Consider the following 18,560-nt stretch of genomic DNA (forward strand, 5'->3'; position numbering starts at 1 on the left):
CGCCTTCGTGCGACTTATTCTGTCGCCACCTTCCGCTACCCTGTAACAAAGAAAGAACGACTCAAAGGATCCCGTCATGTCCCTCAATATCTACACCAGCAACCGGTTGGAGAACCTGGTGAAGGCCCTGGCCGAGGTTCTGCGCGAGCCCCTGGCCTCGCCGTTCACGCCGGAGCTTTTGGTGGTGCAGAGAAAAGGGATGCAGCGCTGGATCGCCATGGAGCTTGCCCGCCAGCTCGGGATCTGGGCCAACTGCGAGTACCCGTTCCCCAACAAGATGGCCTGGCAGCTCTTCTCCCGGACCCTCCCGGGCATCGGCGACGCCTCCTTTTTCTCGGCGCCGATCATGACCTGGAAGATCGTCGAGATGCTTCCGGCGCTCCTTCCCCGGGACGAGTTCGCTCCGCTTCGCCACTACCTCTCCGACGACCGCGACGGCCTCAAGCGCTTCCAGCTGGCCTCCCGGGTCGCCGACACCTTCGACCAGTACACCTTCTTCCGCCCCGAGATGCTCCTTCAGTGGGAGGAGGGGAGGGGCGGCGACTGGCAGGAGATCCTCTGGCGGGAACTCTCCCGTTTCGGCGGCGGCCAGCACCGCGGCAGGCTCAAGTACGAGTTCTCCCGGCTCCTCCAGGAGGCGAGCCCCGGGGACCCCGCGCTCCCCGAGCGGATCACGGTCTTCGGCGTCTCCTACCTTCCCAAGTACCACCTCGACATCCTGGCCGAGGCCTCCCGGCATACCTGCGTCAACCTCTTCCTGTTGAGCCCGTGCCGCGAGTACTGGGGCGATATCGTCTCTCCCCGGGAAAAGGCGCGGCTTGCTCCCGACGAGCAGGAGTACTTTACCGAGGGGAACCCGCTTCTCGCCTCGCTCGGCAAGCTGGCCCGCGACTTCTCCAACATGGTCATCGACAGTGGCAGCGCCGTCGTTTCCGAGACCGACCTCTACCTTGACCCCGGCGACGGGAGCCTCTTGTCCGCCGTCCAGTCGGATATCCTGAACCTGAAGGGGGCGGGGCTGGAGGAGAAGCGGGTCATCGCGCCCGAGGACCGCTCCCTGCAGATCCACTCCTGCCACAGCCCTTTGCGCGAGATCGAGGTGCTGCACGATAACCTCCTCGACCTTTTGGCCTCCGATCCCACCCTCGAGTGCCGCGACATCGTGGTCATGACCCCCGATATCGAGAGTTACGCACCCTACGTCTCCATGGTCTTCGACGGCGGGAGCGACCCGGCCAAGAAGATCCCGTTCTCCATCGCCGACCGGAGCCTGGCGAGCGAAGGGGCGGTGGCCTCGGTGCTGTTGAAGCTGTTGGCCCTGGCGGGGAGCCGGTTGACCGCCACGGCGGTCTTCGACCTGCTGGAATGCCCCCCGGTACGGAGCCGTTTCGGCATCGATCTCCAGGAGCTGGAGCTCGTGCGCGGCTGGATCGAGGAGACCCGGATCCGCTGGGGGATCGATGAAGAGCACCGCTCGAGCCTCGGGCTTCCCGCCTACCGGGACAACTCATGGAGCGCGGGACTGGACCGGCTCCTCCTTGGCTACGCCATGCCCGAACAGGAAGACCTCCTCTTCAACGGTATCATTCCCTACGGGGAGATCGAGGGTAACAGCGCCCGGACCCTCGGGAAGTTCGCCGAATTTCTGCGCCACGTTCTCGACCTTTCCCGCACCCTCGCCGCCCCCCGGACGCTGTCCGACTGGCGCCGGGACCTGAACCAGGTGCTGGCCGACTTCGTCGAGGCGGGGGACGATCTGGCCCACGAGCTGAACGCCATCACCAAGGTGGTCAAATCCCTCGACGACTGCGCCGAAAAGGCGGGGTTCTCCGGACCGGTCGAGCTCGCGGTCATCCGCTCCTGGCTCACCTCCCGCCTGGGCGAGGAAGAGCAGGGGGCCGGCTTTCTGACCGGGTCGGTGACCTTCTGCGCGATGCTCCCGATGCGGAGCATCCCCTTCCGGGTGGTGGCGCTCATCGGCATGGGGGACAAAGCCTTCCCGCGCCAGAGCCGTCCTCCCGGCTTCGACCTCATCGCCCGCAACCCGCGCAAGGGGGACCGCTCCGTGCGCGACGAGGACCGCTACCTCTTCCTCGAGTGCCTGATGTCGGCCCGGGACCACTTTTACCTGAGCTACGTCGGCCAGAGCATAAAGGACAACAGCCCCATCCCTCCCTCGGTCCTCGTGAGCGAATTGATCGATGCCGTCGCCAAGGGGTTCACCGCCCCGGCGGGGAGCGTCGAGGACAGGCTGGTTATCCGGCACCGTCTCCAAGCCTTCAGCAAGAGCTATTTCCTTCCCGGCTCCGGACTCTTCAGTTATTCCGGGGAGAACTGCGACGCACTGAAGGAAGCCGCCGGACAGACGGCGCCCCCTTCCCACTTCATCTCGGCCGGGCTGAAAGAGCCCCCCGAAGAGATGCGTAACGTGACCCTGAAGCAGCTGATCAGCTTCTTCGGGAACCCCTCCCGTTTCCTTTTGGAGAGCCGGCTCGGGATCAGGCTGGAGGAGCTCGCGGTTCCCCTGGAAGAGCGGGAGGCCTTCGCGGTGGACCATCTCGACGCCTACGGCATCAAGCAGCAGCTCCTGGCCCGCCGGCTTTCCGGTGGCGAGCTGGAGCCGCTTATCGCCGCCACCAGGGGACGGGGGATGCTCCCGCCGGCCCGCCACGGTGAGCTGGTGCTCGCCAAATCGGTGGCCGAGGTGGACGAACTGGCGGCCACCATCGAGACCTTCATCGACGGAGAGGCGCAGCTGGAGCCGGTGCGGTTCGAGGAGTTCCTGGGGGCCTTCGTCTTCAGCGGCCAGCTGGACGGTATCTGGCCCTCCTGCAAGGTGAGTTACCGCTGCGCGAAGATGAAGGCCAAGGACGAGATCTCCTGCTGGATCGAGCACCTCGTCCTGAACGCCTTCGCCCCCGACGGCTATCCGCGGGAGAGCGTGCTGGTGATGAAGGATGGGGCGGTCCGCTTCAAGCCGGTAGCCTGCGCCCGGGAGATGCTGGAAGGGCTACTCGAGTGTTACTGGCAGGGGCTCAAGGTGCCGCTTCGGTTCTTCCCGGCCTCTTCGCTGGAGTACGTATCCACCGGCTGGGACCTGTCGAAGGCGCTGAAGAAGTGGGAGAGCAGCTACAACTACGAGGGAGAGCGGGAGGACCGCCACTTCCAGCTCTGTTTCGGCCGGGAGGACGCCCCCTTGAACTGCGACTTCGAGAGCTGCTCCCGTCAACTCCTCGACCCGCTGATCGCGCACCGGGAAATACCCTCGCCCCTTCAGGGGAGAGGGTGGCCGAAGGCCGGGTGAGGGAGCTTTTTAAAAGGGGCGAGGGGAGAAGGAACTAAGCACATGAAGGAACTCGATCACCTACACGTCGAGCTGGCGGGGACCAACCTCATCGAGGCCAGCGCAGGGACCGGCAAGACCTACGCGATTGCCTGCCTCTACCTGCGCCTTTTGGTGGAACTCGACCTGACCCCGGAGAAGATCCTCGTGGTGACCTATACCGAGGCGGCCACCGAGGAGCTTCGCGGCCGCATCCGCGCCCGCATCCGCGAAACCCTCGAGCTCTTCGAAGGGGGGCGGATCGACGACGATTTCCTCCGGGGGCTCCTCGAAAACGCCAACGGGAAAGGCCCCGACACCGCCGTTGCCCGCGACCGCCTCGACCGCGCCCTCAAGTCCTTCGACCAGGCCTCCATCTTAACCATCCACGGCTTCTGCCTCCGCGCCCTCCAGGACAACGCCTTCGAGAGCGGCTCGCTCTACGACACCGAACTTCTCACCGACCAGCGGGAACTTTTGCGTGAGGTGGTCGACGACTTCTGGCGGCAGCGCTTCTTCGCCGAACCCGCGCCGCTTCTCGGGTACGCGCTCCGCAAAGGGCTTACCCCCGATTACTTCATGGAGTTCCTCAAGGGGCTTTTGGGCGACCCCAAGCTCACCATCCTTCCCGAGCTCGACCCCGCCGGCATCGACCGGCTCGAGGCCGGCGTGCTCACCGCCTTTTCCGAGGTGAAGGAGATGTGGCAAGGGCGCCGCGAGGAGGTCCGCGAACTCCTCGAGAACAGCAAGGCGCTTTCCCGCGCCCAGGACGCCTACAAGGGCGACCTGCTCCCCGCCCTCATGGAGGGAATGGACCAGTTCGCCGCCGGCAGCGATCCCTACGACCTTTTCGGCAACTTCACCAAGTTCACCTCCCAGGGGATCGCCAAAGGGACCAAGGGAAAGTCGCTCCCACCTGAGGACCCCTTCTTCATCGTCTGCGACCGGCTCCAGTCGGCGGTCTCCGAGCGCTTCCTCGCCCTGCGGGCCGAGCTCCTCGCCTTCGCCAGGGAAAGGCTCCCCGAGCTCAAGCGGCAGCGAAACGTCCGCTGCTTCGACGACCTCTTGACCTCGCTCTACGACGGCCTCCACGGCGGCCGCGGCGAGGAACTGGCGGAAAGCCTCCGCAATCGCTACTGCGCCGCGCTCATCGACGAGTTCCAGGACACCGACCCGGTCCAGTTCGACATCTTCCGCAGGATCTATGGGGCCTCCGGGCTCCCCCTGTTCCTGATCGGCGACCCGAAGCAGGCCATCTACTCGTTCCGCGGCGCCGACATCTTCGCCTATCTCGAGGCCTCGCGAAACGTCGAGGACGGCCGCCGCTTCACCCTCACCCGCAACTGGCGTTCGGCGCCCCGCCTCCTGGACGCCTTCAACCTGGTCTACCAGGGCGGGGACAATCCCTTCATCTTCGACAAGATCCATTTCCATCCCGCCCAGGCCGGGAAGGCCGACCAGGGTGCGGCCCTTACCGTACCGGCAGGGGAGGAGGCGCCGCTTCGGATCTGGCATATCCCGGTGGACGGCAACGGCAAGGAGGCGAGCGTCACCCTGGCGGGGCAGCGGATCCCCGGTGCGGTGGCCGCCGAGGTCGCCCGCCTGCTCGCGGCCGGACGCAAAGGGGAGCTCGCCATCGACGGCCAGCCGGTCCTGCCGGAGCATGTCGCGGTCATCGTCCGCAAGCACGACCAGGGCGCTGAGGTCCAGGAGGCACTCCGCAGGCTCGGCATCCCGAGTGTCGTCCGCAGCGACAAGAGCATCTTCACCACCCGCGAGGCGCTGGAAGTCTGCACCGTCCTCAACGCGGTGGCCGCCCCCGGAAACGAGTCGAAGCTCCGCGCCGCCCTGGTCACCGATCTCCTCGGGCTCACCGGCGACGACATCCACGAGCTCCTCGAGGACGAGCCCGCCTGGGAGGCGTGGCTGGAGAAATTCAGGGAGTACCATCAGCTCTGGTTGGAAAAGGGGTTCATGGTGATGGCGCGCGCCCTGATGGCCTCGGAAGGGGTGCGCGGCCGCCTGCTCGCCCGCCCGGACGGGGAGCGCTCGCTCACCAACATCCTGCACTGCTTCGAGATCCTCCATAAGGCGGCGCAGGAGCGGGGGCTTGGCGCCGAGGGGCTGGTCACCTGGCTCGGCGAGAGGATCAGCGCCAAGGACCGCCACGAGGAATACCAGATCCGCCTGGAGACCGACGAGAAGGCGGTCAAGATCCTCACCATCCACGTCAGCAAGGGGCTCGAGTACCCGATCGTCTTCTGCCCCTACCACTGGGGAGGTCTCAGGGAGCCGGACGAGGTGATCTCCTACCACGACGGCTACCGCCTCACCAAGGATTTCGGCTCCTCGAAGCGCGCAGCCCGGCTGGCCACCGCCCTCAAGGAGTCGCTGGCGGAGGACCTCCGTCTTCTCTACGTCGCCCTGACCCGCGCCAAGTACCGCTGCTACCTGGTGGGCGGAAAGATCTCGGGAGCGGCCAAGAACCGGCCGGAAACGTCGCCCTTATCCTATCTCTTCCACGCCTCAGCCGACACGAGGAGCGCCGAGGAACCGGTGGGTCCCCTGGCCGCCGAGGTGAAGAAACTTTCCGCCGCCGACGTTCTCGATCAACTCGCCGAACTGGCCGCCAAGGACGAGGGGACCATCGCCCTCGCCCCCCTTCCGGAAGGGGAGGTCGCGGAGGGGTATCTTCCCGACCGGGAAACCGACCCCGTCTATCGCTGCCGGCCGTTCGAGCGCTCCATCGACCGCGAGTGGAAGATCTCCAGCTTCACCTCGCTGGCCGCCCACGACCAGGCGCCGCTGGAGCTCCCCGAACGCGACCAGACGGTGGGGGACGACCCGACCGGCGCCCCGCTCTCCGTCCGTCCCGAGGGGCACCAGAAGAACATCTTCACCTTCCCACGCGGGGCGGGCGCCGGTATCTTCCTGCACGAGATCTTCGAGAAGCTCGACTTCGCCGGCTGCAGCGGAGACAAGGCCGCCGGCCTGGTCGGCGCCTGCCTGGAGGGGCACAACATCGACGCGGAATGGGCTCCCTGCATCCGCGAGATGGTGGACCAGGTGGTTTCCACTCCGCTCTCCGGTCCCGACGCCCTCTTCACCCTCGCCGACCTCCGGCCGGGGTGCTGGCTCACCGAGCTGGAATTTTTCTTCCCCCTGCGCTTCGTTACCTCCGCCACCCTCAGGGAATTCTTCAAGAAATGGAGCGGGGCCGAAGGGTGCGCCGACCTCCTCCATCTCTGCCAGTCGCTTCGTTTCCGGCCGGTGAAGGGGATGGTCAAGGGGTTCATGGACATGGTCTTCGAGCACGGGGGGCGCTACTACCTGGTCGACTGGAAGTCCAACCACCTGGGGTACCGGATCGAGGATTACGGACGCGACGCGCTGCAGGGGGCGATGGCCCAGCGGATGTACACCCTGCAGTATCTCCTCTACACGGTGGCCCTCAACCGCTACCTGTCACTGCGGGTCCCCGGCTACCGCTACGACACCCATTTCGGCGGGGTCTTCTACATCTTCCTGCGCGGGGCCAGCAAGGAGCACGGCGAGCGCTACGGCGTCTTCCGCGACCTTCCTCCGGCCGCCATGATCGACGAGCTGACCGGCTGCCTGATCCAGGCGGGAGGGTGACCCTATGACCATCTCCTTTCAACTGAACCCGACCGACCGGCACTTCGCCGACTTCCTGCAACGCCAGGGAGGGATCTCCTCGCCGCTCTTTTCCCTGGCCTCCTCGCTGGTCAGTAACGCCGTGGTGGGAGGCAACGTCTGCCTCGATCTCGCGGATATCGCCGGGACCACCATCGAGGTGGACGCCGCCCCGGTCTCCCTTCCGCCGCTGGAGGAGATCAAGGCGGCCCTTTTGAAAAACCCCTGCGTGACCGATGCCGGCGACTTCCGTCCGCTGGTCCTGGACGACGACCGGCTCTACCTCTACCGCTACTGGCGCTACGAGCGGGACCTGGTGCGGGTGCTCCTGCACCGCGCCGCTCCCACTCCGGGGGAGCTCGACCTCCCGCTTCTCAGGGCGGGGGTGGAGCGTCTCTTCGGTCCGGCGCAAACGGGAGAGACCGACTGGCAGAAGGTCGCCGCTCTGGCCGCCCTCTGGAAACCGTTGACCGTGGTTTCCGGCGGGCCGGGTACCGGCAAGACCTCGACGGTCATCAAGATCCTGGCGCTTCTCCTCGAGCAGGCCAAGGGGGGACATCTCCGCATCGCCCTGACCGCTCCCACCGGGAAGGCGGCGGCCCGCCTGAAGGACTCCATCCGCGGGATGAAGGAGCGGCTCGACTGCTCCGCCGAGATGAGGAAGCTCATCCCGGAAGACGTCACCACCATCCATCGCCTTTTGGGAGTGCGCGGCGGCTCGCTCCGTTTCCGGCACGACGCCGACAACCCGCTCCCGCACGACGTGGTGATCGTGGACGAGGCCTCCATGGTGGCCATGCCGCTCATGGCGAGGCTCGCCATCGCGCTTCGCCCGGCCACCCGCCTGATCCTGCTCGGCGACCGCGACCAGCTGGCCTCGGTGGAGGCGGGCGCGGTGCTGGGGGACATCTGCGGCGGCGGGAGGACCGAGCCGTTCTCGGAGGGGTTCTCCTCCTTCGTCAGGGAGGTCTCCGGCGAGGAGCTGCCGGTCTCCCCGGCCGATGGAAACATCCCGCTCGCCGACTCCCTGGTGGTGCTCAAGAGGAACTACCGCTTCGGCGCCGACAGCGGCATCGGGGCCGCCGCCAGGGCGGTCAACGGCGGCGAGGGGATGCGGGCCCTGGAGATCCTGACCGGCGGGAGCTCCGCCCAAGTGGGGTGGCAGGACATGCCGGCGCCCGAGCGTCTGAAGAAGGCACTGGCCGCCAAGGTCGAGGAGGGGTACGCGCCGTATCTCGCCGCCACCACTCCCGAGGAGGCGCTGCGGCTCTTCGACCGTTTCCGCGTGCTCTGCACCCTCCGGCGCGGTCCGGTCGGCGTGGCCGGGGTCAACGAGATCGTCGAGGAGATCCTGGCCGAAAGGGGGCTGATTGACCGGAGTGTCCGCTGGTACCGGGGGCGCCCGGTGATGATCACCGTGAACGACTACAACCTCAAGCTCTTCAACGGCGACATCGGCATCGCGCTGCCGGACCCCGACTCCGACGGGTCGCCGCGGGTCTATTTCCCCGCCCCCGACGGAGGGGTGCGGAAGGTCTCCCCGGCGCGGCTTCCCGAGCACGAGACGGTCTTCGCCATGACCGTCCACAAGAGCCAGGGATCTGAATTCGAGTCGGTGCTGATGCTCCTCCCCGGCCACGAGAGCGAGACCCTCACCCGCGAGCTCATCTACACCGGCATCACCCGCGCGCGGAGCGAGGTGGCCATCTGGGGAGAGAAGGAGGTCTTCCTGGAAGGGGTATCCCGCCGGGTGGAGCGGATGTCGGGGCTCAGGAAGGCGTTATGGCTCTAAAAGCTTCCCTCGCCCGGCCTCCGGCCACCCTCTCCCGGGGGGAGGGGACGGACTATTCAAGGGGCAGAAACCAATATCCCCTCGCCCTCCGGGAGAGGGGCAGGGGTGAGGGAGGTTGTAAGGGGCGAAGAAATAAAAAAAGGGCCGGTCCTTTGGACCGGCCCCTGTTGGTCTGGCTGACGCCTCCCGCGCTTAACGGTAGAAGGTGTCGGTTGCCTCGTTGGCGGCCATGCCGGTGCCGCTCTGGACACGGACCCCGCCTTTTTCCACGAAGGCGAGGAAGTCGGTGATCTTGCCGTGCTGGTCGAGGGTGGCCTGGGACTGCCCGCTCTTCGCGTTCCAGTTGATGGTCATGGTGTCAAGGTGACTGCCGCTGCGGTAGTGGTCGATCAGGTAGGAGACCTGGTCGCCATGCTTGGTTGCCTTGACGTGGTAGGTGTCCGCCTTGTCGGTATACTGGAACTCCTTCTCACCTTCGGCGACCGGGTTCTTGCCGCTCCAGAACTCGATGGTGTTGAACACGACGAAGTCGGCAAGGGCCGAGACGCCGTAGACCGGGACGATGATGAATACCCAGGTCACCAGGCTGCGAAGGAACTTGTCCTGGACCTCTCCGTTCACCTGGTATACCTTGCGGGTCAGCGCGAATTTGCCGTAGCACCCTTGCAGCGACGTCATGGCGATCGCAAGAGCCAGCGTCAGGGAAATCATCCTCTTCATGTGCTTCCTCCTGGTTGTGGAAATAACATCTCTTATGCAAAGTTTACCCAACACGGCTCAAATGGCCATCCTCTTCATTAATTGCAAGAGAAATTGGCCTCGATCCGGCGGTTCTTCGCCCTTCCCGCCGCGGTTTTGTTGCTCGCGATCGGTTTTTTGGGACCGTAACCGACCGCCTTGACCCGGTCGGGGGCGACGCCGAACTTGTCGATCAGGTATTTCCTGATGCTGTCCGCCCGCTTCTGGGAGAGGTTCATGTTGGCGGCCTGGTTGCCGACGCTGTCGGTGTGGCCTTCGATGGTGCCGGTAGCGGCCGGATACCGCTTGAGGAATTCGGCGACGCTCAGAAGGGCGGTGTTGTACTCCGGCTTGATGTCCCACTTGTTGGTGTCGAAGTGGACGTCGAGGACGGTCGGCTTGCAGAGATCGACGACCGGGGCGGCCATGGGCGGCGGCTCGACCGGCGGAGGGGTGGTCACCGCCACCCGGGCGGCGCTGGTCACCGAGCCTCCGGGGCCGTTGCAGGTCAGGGTGTAGGAGGTGTCCTCTGCCGGGGTGATCGGCATGCTCCCCTGCAGGTTGACTGCGCCGATCCCTTGGTCGATCGCGCAGTCGGAGGCGTTACGCGAGCTCCACATCAGGGTGGCGCTCTGTCCCTTCATGACCGCCTGAGGCTGGACCGCCAGGTTGTTGCTGGGAAGGAGCGCCTTCGGCTTGGGAGGAACCGGGACGGGGGCCGGTACCGGCGCCGGCAGTTGGACGTTGGCGCGGGCGGTGTCCTTGGCGGTCCCGCCTTCCCCGGTGCAGGTCAGGGTGTAGACCGTGCCGTCGTCCGGGGTGACCTGCATGGAGCCGGAGGTCGGTACCGGTCCGATGCCCGGCTGGATCTCGCAGTTGGTGGCATCCTTCGACGACCAGGAGAGGGTGGCGGACTGCCCCTTGGTCACCGTCGACGGTGTGAGGGTCAGGGTGTCGCTCGGCACCGGGTATACCGGTCTGGGGACCGCGGGACAAAGGGCATTGGCCTTGGCGGTCGCCTCCTTGGCCAGTTGGGCGCCCTCCTCGGTAAAGCAGGCCCGGTAGACGTCGTAGGCATGGTTCTTGGCGTTTTCCGCCGCCTTGAATTGCTCGGGGCACTGCTTGTCCTTGCCCGCGGCCCGTGCCGACTCGACGGCGCGGTCGGCCTCCTGCATCTCGTAGCGGATGTAGTGCCCGGGAATGCTCCCGCGATGGGTGTTCACCTCGTAGTTGGCGCACCCAGCGATCATACCGGACGAAACCAGCAAGGCGGAAAGTACAACTCGAGTAACAGCGGTCCTTTGGTCCATTCCATCCTCCTTTTTGATAGGTGTGGTTTCCCACGAATTACAGTGAACGTGTTGGTTTACGTTAATATTGTCGTTACCCAAATATTTTACTCATTTATACCAAACTAATCTTCATTTGCAATCCCTCCGTATTAACAGAGTGATTTTTTTCGTTGTCAGATGGCAGTCACCGAAATAGAAAAGGTCCTTTTGCTATGAGATTGATCCATACCTCCGATTGGCATCTCGGCCACACACTCCACGACGTTCCGCGCGACGAAGAGCACCAGGCCTTCCTCGACTGGCTCCTCCAGTTGATCGGGGACGAGGCGGTGGACGCCCTGGTGGTCTGCGGGGACATCTTCGACACCGCCAATCCCTCCTCGCAGGCCCAGGCCCTCTGGTACGGTTTCATGGCCCGGGCGCGGCGCCTCTTCCCGACGCTGGACGTGCTGGTCATCGGCGGCAACCACGACTCGGCGGCGCGGCTGGACGCTCCCGAACCGCTCTTTCGGGCCTTCGGCGTCCGCGTGGTGGGTGGCTTCCCCACCGGTCCGCAGGGGGAGCCGGACTGGGACCGCCTGATCGTACCCCTGCACCGGGCGGACGGCTCGGTCGGCGCACGGGTGGCGGCGGTTCCCTTCCTGCGCCCGGCCGACCTCGCGCCGGTCGCCGAAGAGGGGGTGGATCCCCTGGTGGAAGGGGTGCGGCGCGCCTATGCCGAGGTGCTCGTCGAGGCGCGCAAGCGGTGCGGGAAAGGGGAGGCGCTGCTCGCCACCGGGCACTGCTACATGACCGGCGGGGTCCTCTCCGAACTGAGCGAGAGGAAGATCCTGGGGGGGAACCAGCACGCCCTCCCGGTGGACATCTTCGACGGCGACGTCGCCTACGTGGCCCTCGGCCATTTGCACTATCCCCAGGCGGTCGGCGGCCGCAAACATGTCCGCTACAGCGGAAGCCCGGTCCCCCTTTCCCTCTCCGAGGCCCGCTACCCGAGCCAGGTCTGCCTCGTCGAGCTGGAGGGGGAAATCTGCTCCTCGGTCAGGGAGATCGCCGTACCGCGCACGGTCGACATGCTGCGGATACCCGAGCGGGGAGCGCTCTCCATCGAGGAGCTCTTGGAGCGGCTGGCGGCCCTTCCCGACCGCGCTCCCGGCGAAGAGGGTGCGCTTCCCTACCTGGAGGTATCGGTCCAGCTCGATAAGCCGGAGCCGGGGCTGCGGGCGCGGGTGGCCGAGGCGCTGGAGGGTAAGCGGGCCAGGCTCATGAAGATAACCCCCACCTACGGCGGTACCGGCACTTCGTTGGCCGGGGTGGCATCCGGCCAGGGGCTCCATGACCTGACCGCCGAGGAGGTCTTTATCCGCCGCTACCAGAGCTTCTGTGGACAGGACCCCTCCGCCGAGGTACTGGAGGCTTTCCACGAGATCATCGAGCAGGTCGGCCAGGAGGAGCGGGGATGAGGATACTGTCGGTACGGGGGAAAAATCTGGCCAGCCTGGAGGAGTTCCACATGGACCTCGCCGAAGGGCCGATCGGGCGCGCCGGTCTCTTCGCCATTACCGGCCCCACCGGTGCCGGGAAGAGCACCATCCTCGACGCCATCTGCGTGGCGCTTTTCGACAAGACCCCGCGGCTGAGCGAGAAGGGCGGGGCGGTGATCGGCAGGGAAGGGGAGGAGGACCGCCTCCCCAGTAACGACGTCCGCTCGCTGTTGCGCCGGGGGGCGGGATCGGGCTTCGCCGAGGTCGTCTTCGTCGGCAAGGACGGCGTCGCCTACCGCGCGCGCTGGTCCGTGAGAAAGGCCCGCGAATCGGCCACCGGGCGCTTCCAGGACCAGACCGTCGAGCTTCGCAACGCGGTGAGCGATCAGCAGCTGGGACGCACCAAGAGCGAGACGCTCGAGCGGATCCAGGAACTGGTCGGTCTCAACTACGAGCAGTTCTGCCGCTCGGTGCTCCTCGCCCAGGGGGATTTCGCCGCCTTCCTGAAGGCCGGGGAACGGGAGCGCTCCGATCTCCTCGAACGGGTGACCGGGACCCAGATCTACGGGAAGATCTCCATGGCCGCCTTCCGCCGGATGCGGGAGGAGGAGCAGCTCCTCTCCGATCTCGACCGCCAGAAGAACGAGATCGCGCTTTTGACCGGGGAGGAGCGGGAGGCCGCCGAGGAGGGGCTTCGGACGGTGACCGCCGGCCTCGAGGCCGTCTTGCGCAGGATGGAGGATATCGAGAAGGCGGACGGGTGGTACCAGCGCCGCCTGGCCCTTTCCGAGGCGGTTGAACTCGCCCGGAGCGCCAAGGAGGACGCCGACCGCGGGTACCTGGCCGGGGAGGAGCAACGCCGGGAGCTGGCCGACATCGAGCGGGCCCAGCCGCTTCGACCCATGGTCCAGGAGTGCGACGGCGCCGCGGGGCGTGCCGCCGACGCGGCCCGCAACGTGGAGGAGCAGCAGGGGAAACTGACCCGGCTGGCCGAGACTCTTCAGGCCGGTCGCGCCGAACTGGCCGCCGCCGAGGAACGTCATCAGGCCGTCGATCGGGAGATCGTCGCGGCGAGGCCGCTGGTGGCCCGGGCCATCGAGCTCGACACCCGGCTGGCCCAGGCGGCCACCCTGGCGGAGAGCTCGCGGCGCGAACACGAAGAGGCCGCCACCGCAGCCGCCGAGACCGACAGGGAAGTCGCCCAGCTTGGGGAGGAGCGGGAGAAGCTCGCCGGTGAGCTCGAACTCGCCAACGGGAAGCTTGAGCATTACCGGCCGGTGGCGCCCTTGGCCGCCGAGTGGAACCGCTGGCAGCAGGAGCTGCAGCGCTACGTCGCGGTGAGCGCCGCCCGGGGGGAAGCCTCCGACCGGCGCCACTCCCTGCTCGACGAGGAGGAACGCCTGACCGGTGCGGTCGAGGCCGCGGCGGCCGGCCTGGCCGAGGCGCTGGAGACCGAGTCCACCGCGAGGCTGGCGATGGAGGAGGCGGAGCGGGCCGCCTCCCAGATCGATCCGGCCCATCTCACCGCCCGGCGCCAGGAGCTGGACCGGCGGCGGGACGCCTTGACCCTCCTCTCGCAGCTCAACCGCGAAGCGCTCGCCTCCCTGGCCGAGCAGGGGAGGGTGGCTGACGAGGCCCGGCAGGCGAGGGAAGAGGAGGCCGAGGCGGGCCGGAATTGGCAACGGGACCAGGCCGAGCGGGAGAAGCGGCAGGCGGCCCTCGACGAGGCGGAGCGGGCCCTGAAAGGTGCGCGGGCGGCGGCCACGCTGGAGGACCGGCGGGCGGAGCTCCGTGACGGCGAGGCCTGCCCCCTCTGCGGCTCCCTCGACCACCCCTGGGCGGCCGCGTCGCCGGTGGCGGCCCTGCTGGACAGCCAGGAGCGGCGCGTCGCCGAGCTGCGGGAGACCGTCGCGGCGCTCGCCAAGGCGGAGGGGGCCGGGCGGGAGCGCGAGGCGCAGCTGGGCGGCCGAGCCCGGGAACTGGCGGCCCGCGCGCAATCGCTGGCCGAAACCCTCTCCGGGCATGAGTCCCGCTGGCAAGGGGAGATCCCGTCCCTCTCCGACCTCGAACTCCCCGCCACCCCGGCGGCCCCCGAGTCTGAGGGGATCCTTGCCGCGGAAAAGGCGCAGGTGGAGGATCAGCTGACCGAGCTCCTCGCCCGTGAGCGGGCCCTTCAGGAAACCATCCGGGGGGCGCGGAGCTGCCGGGAGCGCTGCGACGCGGCGGTATCCGCCCGTGAGAAGGCCGCCGAGGCGAAAGGGAAAGTCGAGAAGTCGCTGGCGGAGACCGCGGAACGCAGAAAGGGGGCCGACCGGGACCTCGCCCGCACCGAGAAGGAGATCTCCGAGATCCTGGCCGTCCTCGCCGAGCCCTTTGCCGGACGGGAGAGCTGGGAGGCGAAGCTCGCCAGGGATCCGCAGGAGTTCGTGACCCGCTGCGCCGCCGTGGTGGACGAGTGGAACCAGTGGAGCGCCCGGCGCGATTCCGCCAAGGAGGCCTTGGCCCTCCTCGATCCGCGCCTGGAAGGGGCGCGGGGACGCCTGGAGGGGTTACGGCGCGACGAGGCCCAGAAGCTCGAAAACAGCAGGCTCCACCGCGCCGCCTTCGAACAGGTGAGGGCCGAGCGGCGAAGCTGCTTCGAAGGGCGCCCCGTCGATGAAGTGGAGCGGGAGCTGGGGGGGCGTCAGCGTAACGCTCAAGCCGCGCTCACGGCGGCCCGTGACGAGGCGGGACGCCGTGAGCGGGAGGTCGCCGGTGCCGAGCAGGCGCTCGCCACCCTCAAGGAACAGCAAAAGCAGGCGGAGCAGGCCGTCATGGCATCGAGGTCGCAGCTCGAGGCCGAGCTGGCCAGGCAGGGGCTCGGCGAGGAGATCCTGCGCCAAAGGCTTGGCCATGACCACAGCTGGATCGCCGAGCAGCGGGAGCGTCTCATGCGGCTGGAGAAAGAGGCTCACACGGCCCGCACCGTGGTCGAGGAGCGGGAGCGTTCGCTCCGTCTCCACGAGGAGAGTACGGCACCGGACCTGGCCTCGGACGAGGTCCCCGCGCAACGGGAGGCTGCCGCCCGGGAGAAGACGGCGCTCGACCAGCGGCTCTTCGAGATCCGCCACCGTCTGGAGCTCGATGACGCGGCCCGCGCCAGGTCGGCGGAGCTCCTTCCGCGTATCGACGTCCAGGCGCGCCGGTGCGACCTCTGGCGGGGGATCTCCGAGGTGATCGGATCCGCCGACGGCAAGAAGTTCCGCACCTACGCCCAGAGCCTCACCCTCGAGATCCTGCTCGGGTACGCCAACGAGCACCTCGCCTCCCTGGCCCCCCGCTATGCGGTGACCCGGGTTCCCTCCTCCGAGATGGAGCTGCAGATCGTCGACCGCGACATGGGGGACGAGATCCGGAGCGTGAACAGCCTTTCCGGCGGGGAGAGTTTCCTGGTCTCCCTCGCCCTCGCGCTCGGGCTCTCCTCGCTCTCGTCCGCCTCCACCACGGTGGAATCGCTCTTCATCGACGAGGGGTTCGGGTCGCTGGACCAGGACACCCTGGAGGTGGCGCTCGCCACCCTGGACTCGCTGCAGGCTTCCGGCAGAAAGGTCGGCATCATCTCCCACGTCCCCGGTCTCGCCGAGCGGATCGGCGCCCGCATCGAGTTGGTCCCGGTCGGCGGCGGGAGGAGCCGGGTTAGGGTGAGGTAAGATTCGAACCTTCCCTCTCCTCACCCATCCGACATCCCCTCTCCCCCCGGGAGAGGGTTAGGGTGAGGGAGATTTTCTGGAGAGAGTTAGCCTGCACAAAGGGTAATTCAGCCATTGCACACCTTAACCGGACGAGGCCGGGCGGAGGAAACAGAAGGGAGATATTACCCAATTCAATTGGTAGAGAATGTTGGTTGATTTTTGTTGACTGAAAAGGTTTGTTTCGGTATGGTGCTTCTACACCCGGACGCGGTGGTTTGTCTGAAAGGGTAGATGCGCCATGAATCTCAATCTGAAGAAGCTCAAGAAACTTATCAATGACCCGCCGGCTCTCTCTTCGGCAGATGAGCTGCGCCGCGTTGACAATGTCTTCTTCGTCGGGGGAAACCTTCCTGAGCGCCCGACGCTGGAAAGCCTTTACGACAGCCATTACCAGTCCAACGCCTCCCTCTTTCTCCTGACCTTCGGTCCCGAGGAAAATTTCGCGGCCGGGGAGGCGCTCGCCCGCACCATCAAGAAGAATTTCCACGTCCACCTGATGGCCCGCTTCGACTACGCCGCGCCGGCCTCCTTTATCGAGCGGGCCTATGCCGCCGGGGTGGACATCGTGGAATTCGGCGCCCCCGAGGAAAATTCCCCGTCCCTTGCCCATGCCCGTACCGTCTTCCCCCGCTGGTCGACGGTTTCCTCCCTCCCGGCAGGCAACGAGAGCGTTTCCCGTTCCATCGAGGCCATAGAGAGCCTCCTGGACGACGGCATCGTCCCCCTGGTCCGCATTGCTCCCGGTGCCGGGCGCGTCCCGGGGGACACCCTGGACACCCTGGCATTGCTGTTCGAAACGCTGGAGGGAGGGTGGCGGCACCGCAAGGTCACCCTTAAACCGCTCCTCCCCTTGATCTATCTCACCACGCCGTTCGTCCCTTCCCCGTCGCCCGGGGCGCTGCGCGGCTTCATCGACCTGATCGACGGCCGGCGGCTTTTGGCCACCTCCGACCTGCGCCGGGTGCTGAGGGTGAAAGAGGTAGAGGCCTCCTTCTCTTCCTCAGGGCTCTAAGCGGTCCCCGCACCACCCCCACCTAAAGGAGGATCGCCGGCAATGTCTCTTCCCGACGAGCAGCTCTTCGACAAGCCCCTAAAGATCGACAACCGGCCGATGTGGCTCATACTCATCGACCGCACGGCCCGCTACCAGGTCATGGCGGCCGCCGCCCTGTTGGTGGCCTTCTTCCTGCGGCTGTCCCCTCCCGAGGGGCTCTCCCCCGAAGGGTACCGGTCGCTGGTCCTCTTCGGAGGGACGGTCTTCTTCTGGATATCGGGACTGCTCCCCATTGCCGTCACCGCGCTTCTTTCCATGGTGATGCTCCCGATCCTCGGGATCATGGACGCCAAGAAGACCTACGCGATGTTCGGCAACGAGGCGGTCTTCTTCATCCTCGGCGCCTTCATCCTGGCCGCCGCCATGACCGGAACCGGGATCTCGGCCCGCCTGGCCCGCGCCATACTCGCCCGCTTCGGCCGCACGCCCACCAGCCTGGCGATCACTGTATTTCTCCTTTCCGCACTCCTCTCCTTCATCATGAGCGAGCACGCGGTGGCCGCCATGCTCTTCCCGGTGGTCTCGGAGATCACCACCGCGCTCGGGCTGGAGAAGGGGAGGAGCAGCTACGGAAGGCTTTTGTTCATGTCGCTCGCCTGGGGATGCATCATCGGCGGGATTGCCACCTTCCTGGGCGGCGCGCGGGCGCCCTTGGCCGCCGGCCTTCTCAAGGAGGCCACCGGCCTTCACTTCGGCTTCCTGGAATGGACCGGCGCCGCCTGCCTGATCGTCCTCCCCCTCATGGTGGTCGCCTTCCTGCTCCTGATCCGTTTCTTCCCGGTCGATATCGACGACGTCGAGGTGGGAAGGAAGTTTCTCAACCAGAAGCGGCTGGAAACCGGGAAGATCGGCTACAACGAGATAGTGACCGCGGCGGTCATGGTGGCCACCGTTATCTGCTGGATCCTCCTCGGGGAGAAGACCGGGCTCGCCGCCATCGCCATCCTGGGAGCGGCCGCTCTCTTCACTTTCAAGGTGATCAGCTGGCAAACGATCGAGGAGTACGTCAACTGGGGGATCATCCTCATGTACGGCGGGACCATCGCGCTCGCCTCCGCGCTCGAGAAGAGCGGCGCCGCCCTCTGGCTGGTCAAAAAGGGGATGGGGAGTTTCTTCGGCCACCCCCTGGCGGTGATCGCCGTCATCTCGCTGGTGGCCATCGCGCTCACCGAGTGCATCAGCCACGCCGCGGTGGTGGCCATCCTCATGCCGGTGGGGATGGGGATCTGCAAAAGCACCGGGATGGACCCCAAGGTGATGACCCTCTCCATCGCGCTCCCCGCCGGCCTTGCCTACTGCCTTCCGATGGGAACCCCGGCTACCGCCATTGCCTACGCCTCAGGTTTCCTGAAGGGACGCGACATAATGGTGGCCGGTGCCGTGGTCATGGCAATTTCCTGGCTGCTATTCATGGCATCGGTACTGTTTGTTTGGCCGCTGATCGGCCTGAAACCTTGACCAGATACAGTCAAAGTCAGTTTGTTCTTGGTCACTAC

9 protein-coding genes are annotated in these 18,560 nt (G+C 66.4%); 7 read left to right on the top strand and 2 right to left on the bottom strand.

Annotated features, from left to right (window positions below; all coding sequences use genetic code 11):
- Positions 1–76: 76 nt before the first annotated feature.
- From recC to recD, 3 genes are read left to right on the top strand one after another with little or no spacing between them, the layout of a single operon-like run.
- Entirely contained in the window at positions 77–3,304 is a 3,228-nt protein-coding gene (gene recC / locus ACYVL5_RS13315; protein ID WP_460596063.1) for an exodeoxyribonuclease V subunit gamma, read from the top strand.
- A 42-nt stretch (positions 3,305–3,346) separates the two neighbouring features.
- Positions 3,347–6,958, top strand: coding sequence for an exodeoxyribonuclease V subunit beta (gene recB / locus ACYVL5_RS13320; RefSeq protein ID WP_460596064.1), 3,612 nt, complete (start codon positions 3,347–3,349; stop codon positions 6,956–6,958).
- 4 nt (positions 6,959–6,962) lie between these two features.
- Positions 6,963–8,768: an exodeoxyribonuclease V subunit alpha family protein gene (gene recD / locus ACYVL5_RS13325; RefSeq protein ID WP_460596065.1), complete on the top strand. Its 1,806-nt coding sequence runs from the start codon at positions 6,963–6,965 to the stop codon at positions 8,766–8,768.
- A 192-nt stretch (positions 8,769–8,960) separates the two neighbouring features.
- On the opposite strand, the gene ACYVL5_RS13330 is transcribed toward recD, so the two are convergent.
- Entirely contained in the window at positions 8,961–9,488 is a 528-nt protein-coding gene (locus ACYVL5_RS13330; RefSeq protein ID WP_460596066.1) for a DUF3332 domain-containing protein, read from the bottom strand.
- 77 nt (positions 9,489–9,565) lie between these two features.
- Complete coding sequence (locus ACYVL5_RS13335; RefSeq protein ID WP_460596067.1) at positions 9,566–10,816, bottom strand: OmpA family protein; 1,251 nt, start codon at positions 10,814–10,816, stop codon at positions 9,566–9,568.
- Positions 10,817–11,010: 194 nt separating this feature from the next.
- Here ACYVL5_RS13335 and ACYVL5_RS13340 point away from each other — a divergent pair, with 194 nt between their 5' ends.
- From ACYVL5_RS13340 to ACYVL5_RS13355, 4 genes are all read left to right on the top strand, one after another.
- Entirely contained in the window at positions 11,011–12,258 is a 1,248-nt protein-coding gene (locus ACYVL5_RS13340; protein ID WP_460596068.1) for an exonuclease SbcCD subunit D C-terminal domain-containing protein, read from the top strand.
- Complete coding sequence (locus ACYVL5_RS13345) at positions 12,255–15,968, top strand: AAA family ATPase (protein ID WP_460596069.1); 3,714 nt, start codon at positions 12,255–12,257, stop codon at positions 15,966–15,968. Before ACYVL5_RS13340 ends, ACYVL5_RS13345 begins: the two co-directional genes overlap by 4 nt.
- 280 nt (positions 15,969–16,248) lie before the next feature.
- Positions 16,249–17,022: a beta/alpha barrel domain-containing protein gene (locus ACYVL5_RS13350; protein ID WP_460596070.1), complete on the top strand. Its 774-nt coding sequence runs from the start codon at positions 16,249–16,251 to the stop codon at positions 17,020–17,022.
- Between the two features lie 42 nt (positions 17,023–17,064).
- A complete protein-coding gene (locus ACYVL5_RS13355; protein WP_460596071.1) occupies positions 17,065–18,522 on the top strand; it encodes an SLC13 family permease in 1,458 nt (485 codons plus the stop codon).
- Positions 18,523–18,560: the final 38 nt, after the last annotated feature.

The organism is Geomonas sp. Red276, from assembly GCF_054784495.1.